The sequence below is a fragment of the Paenibacillus sp. AR247 genome (genome assembly GCF_002968895.1).
Classification (GTDB): Bacteria; Bacillota; Bacilli; order Paenibacillales; family Paenibacillaceae; genus Paenibacillus_AQ; species Paenibacillus_AQ favisporus.
Window position 1 is genome coordinate 1 of the sequence record NZ_PCZT01000096.1, and the last position, 4,122, is coordinate 4,122.

At 54.4% G+C, this 4,122-nt stretch carries 1 protein-coding gene and 1 pseudogene; both read left to right on the plus strand.

All coding sequences use genetic code 11. The annotated features are described in order from the left end of the window. On the plus strand, positions 1–2,926 hold a 2,926-nt coding region (locus CPT76_RS36245; RefSeq protein ID WP_146116584.1), incomplete at its 5' end, for an SDR family NAD(P)-dependent oxidoreductase. Between the two features lie 245 nt (positions 2,927–3,171). Next, a pseudogene (locus CPT76_RS41140) lies at positions 3,172–4,122 on the plus strand (acyl carrier protein); the annotation flags it as partial.

The window sequence follows — 4,122 nt, forward strand, 5'->3', positions numbered from 1 at the left end:
ACAGGTTTGCAGAGACCAATCGCTTTCTTCTTCCAGCCTTTACGCGAACTTTAGGCTCATGGGCATGGAATACGGTCAGGATCACCAGGGGATCGACGTCATCCATGTCGGAGAGGGCCAAGTCATTGCCAAGTTGATGCTGACGAATGCTGCTGCATCCGAAACCAACGAGTACGTTCTGCATCCAGGAATGATGGACTCGGCGCTGCAAGCCACAATCGGGCTGAACAAGCTCTCCCGAGCATCAAGCGGCTATCCTTCCAGCTCTTCCAAACCGTTAATGCCGTTTGCACTCCAGGAAATGGAGTTATACGCACCATGTGAAGCTGAAATGTGGGCATGGATCCGGCAGAGAGACGATTCTACGGCAACCACGCAAAAACTGGATATCGATTTATGCGATGCCAGCGGCCGGGTGTGTGTACGGATGAAAGGATTTTCGACCCGGGTGTTGGAAGGAGCACTTGCCTCAAGGATATCCGATTCAAATGCAAAGGAAACGCAATTCCACCGGAACATGAAGGAAATGGCGCAGTATCATCCCGATGAGGCGAGGCAAACCAACAGCGCATCCGACCCGCATGAAGAAGATGCCGGTCATGATCCGGTGAGTCTTGCAGGAAACGTCCATCTGCTTCCGTTTTGGGATGAAGTCCCGGCAGCAACCATATCCGCTCTCGCCCCATCGTCCCTTAAAGGTGAAATGCTAATTGTGGGGGGAAGCCGACAAGCGGATCTCATCCGGCGTTATTTTCCAGATGCCCACGTGCTGGTGCCCGCTGAGGAAGATTCGGTTTCCGCGATCAGCGCGAGACTCGGGGACTTAAGCCGCATTGACCACGTCGTGTGGATCGCTCCAGAGTCCAAGTCCGGTTGGGCCGATTCTGAAGGTTGGATTCATGCCCAGGAACAAGGGATCCTTCCTTTATTCCGATGGATTCAGGCATTCCTGGATCGGCGTTATAACGAACAGCCTTTGCAGTGGACCATCATTACGACGGAAACCCTGCCGGTATCGGGCAAGGAGCAGGTTCAGCCCGCCCATGCGGGAGTTCACGGTCTGGCAGGATCCTTGGTGAAAGAATATGCGAACTGGTCCGTCCGGATTGCCGACCTCGAGAGTGAAAGCGACTGGCCGCTGGACACCCTGTTCTCGCTTCCTGCCGACCGTCGTGGCCACCCGTGGGCATACCGAAACGGGAAGTGGCATAAGCATTCGCTGATCCGGGTACATGCGCCGGTACGACCGGAAAGATCCCTGCTGCAAACCGGCGGGGTATATGTCGTCATCGGCGGAGCCGGAGGCATCGGAAGAGCTTTCAGTGAATATATGGTGCGCACTTATCAGGCCCGAATCGTATGGATCGGGCGAAGACCGCTGGACGAAGAAATCCGTAGCCGAGCTGGCCGGATCGCTGCGTTTGGACCAAAGCCCGAGTACTTGTCGGTTGACGCGTCCAGCGAGGTTTCGCTGCGTGAAGCCTACATGCATATTAAGGGGAAGTATGCACGCATAAACGGCGTCATCCATTCCGCCATGGTTTTGAACGATCAGGATCTTGCCGGTATGAGCGAGGATTCGTTTCGGGCCGCGCTCCGCGCCAAAGTGGATGTCAGCGTAAGGCTGGCAAAAGTATTTGAAGAAGAACCGCTGGATTTCGTGCTGTTTTTCTCCTCCTTGATCAGCTTCATTAAAAATGCGAAACAAAGCCATTATGCATCGGGCAGCGCGTTCAAAGACGCATTCGCCCACCGGATGTCGCAGGAATGGTCCTGCCCGGTCAAAATCATAAACTGGGGGTATTGGAGCAGCCCGGAAGCTAATGCTTCAGAAGAGGTCAAGCAGCTGGAACGCATCGGCATGGGGCTGATCGAGCCGGCGGACGGTATGGAGGCGGTGGAGCTTCTACTATCCGCTCCGTTCCGTCAAATGGCCATGATTCGAACGACTCGGGAACTTGTGGTGGAAGGCATGAGCACCGAAGATCGAGTCGAAATGCTGCCGGATACGGACAGCGGTTCCTTTTCGTGGCTGCAGCAGCTTCCGGACCGAAACCAAACCGCCCTGGATTTGGAGAAAGGTTTGGTTCTGGCACACGAAGCGGATGATGTGCTCGGAACCATGCTTCTGTCACGACTCGCATCCATGGGGATGTTCCATGGCATAAGCGGTACTCGTGATGATTTGTGCAAGCAGGCCCATATTTCTCCACGATATACCCGCTGGATGGAGGAGAGCCTGGAAGTATTGACCAGGAAAGGGCGGCTGATCCGAGCCGGCGAGTCGTATCGCTTAGCGGAAGGTGTTACGCAGAATTCGGATTTCGCCCGTTCCGCTTGGGATGAGCATAAGAAACAGTGGGTGACCGATTCCAGCCTGAAACCTTGGATGAACCTGGCCGAAACGATGCTGGAGGTGCTGCCTGATATTTTAAACGGTAAAATCCGTGCTACCGATATGATGTTCCCGAATTCCTCCATGCGCCGGGTGGAAGGAATCTATAAGAATAACCCTGTGGCGGACTACTTCAACGAGGTGCTGGCGGATTCGGTCGTGGCCATCATCCAGGAGATATGGCGCAGGGATCCGTCGTACAAAGTCAGGCTGATTGAAATCGGAGCGGGAACCGGAGGGACGAGCAGCCTGCTTTTCCGCAGGCTTCAGCCTTATCAGGACCGGATCGAGGAGTACTGCTACACGGATATATCCAAAGCCTTTCTGCATCACGCGGAAAATGAGTATGGCCCTCATGTCTCCTATCTGACTTACGATTTATTTAATGTCGATGATCCCGGTACGGGATGGATGGACAAAAAAGGAAAGTTCGACATTGCCATCGCGGCCAACGTGCTGCACGCGACGAGAAACACACGCCGGACGCTGCGACACGCCAAGGCGCTGCTGAAGAAAATGGTCATCTTCTGATCAACGAACTTAGCAGCAGTCGTCTTCTAACCCATCTGACCTTTGGACTCCTTGAAGGCTGGTGGTTATATGACGATCCGGAAATCCGGATACAGGGATGTCCAGGACTGTCTCCTGAGTCATGGAAGTCAACGCTCGAAAGCGAAGGGTATGGGCAGGTTGAGTTCCCGGCCGCGCATGCCCATTCCTTGGGACAGCAAATTATTGCCGCAGCAACCGACGGCACGATTCGCGTCAGGGCCTCCATGCATGGCGTAGACCGTGGGCGAACCGTAAGATCCTTGAGCGGATCGAGAAACGGTCCGCTGGCTGATTTCGGAAGCTTTGAGCTGATTCACAGACAAGTGACGAAGCGTATTAAACCAGAATCCGACCAGGTCAACGATGTAGAACGGACGATCCACACCGCCCCGCAGCCGGCTCAAGCTCATGACGAAGAGCTGATTTCCCAAAGGCTGGAGCATCATGTCAGAGAGGTGATCGTGGACAAGCTATCCGAGGCGCTGAAGGTGCATCCGCAGGATATTGATCTGGATGAATCATTTGCCGATTACGGACTTGATTCGATTATCGGAGTTCACCTCGTGCAAATTTTGAATCAGGCGTTAAACATCGAACTGGATACGACCACTTTGTTTGATTACAGTTCGGTCCGCCAGTTGACTACGTATATTTTGAAGGATCACCGGGAGGGGGCTGCCGGTACACTGACAGAGTTTTTGCCGCCTGCGTCCGCTTTGGTGAATGATGGAGCGGAAGACGAACTTCAGGATTCCGGAGATGAGAGCTTCGTGTCGATGGACCATCCTGCCTTGGAAAGCGAACAGTTCGTTTTAGCGCAGGAAAGCGGAAATCCATCTGATACGCAGGGATGGGACGAGGAACACGAACCGATCGCGATCATCGGAATGAGCGGCAGATTTGCCGGTTCGGCCGACGTAAACGAGCTGTGGGAGCACTTATCCCGAGGCGAGGAGCTGATCGGCACCTCTCCAAGGTGGGACCTGTCCGACCACTATCCACCGGGCTCGGCATTCTGCGAGGCTGGGGGATTTGTGGACGGCATCGACCAATTTGATCCTTTCTTTTTTACATTAACGGACTGGAAGCCACCTACATGGATCCGCAGCAGCGGGTCTTCTTGGAGGAATGCTGGAAAGCGCTGGAGGATTCCGGATACGCTGGCACCCGCGTTC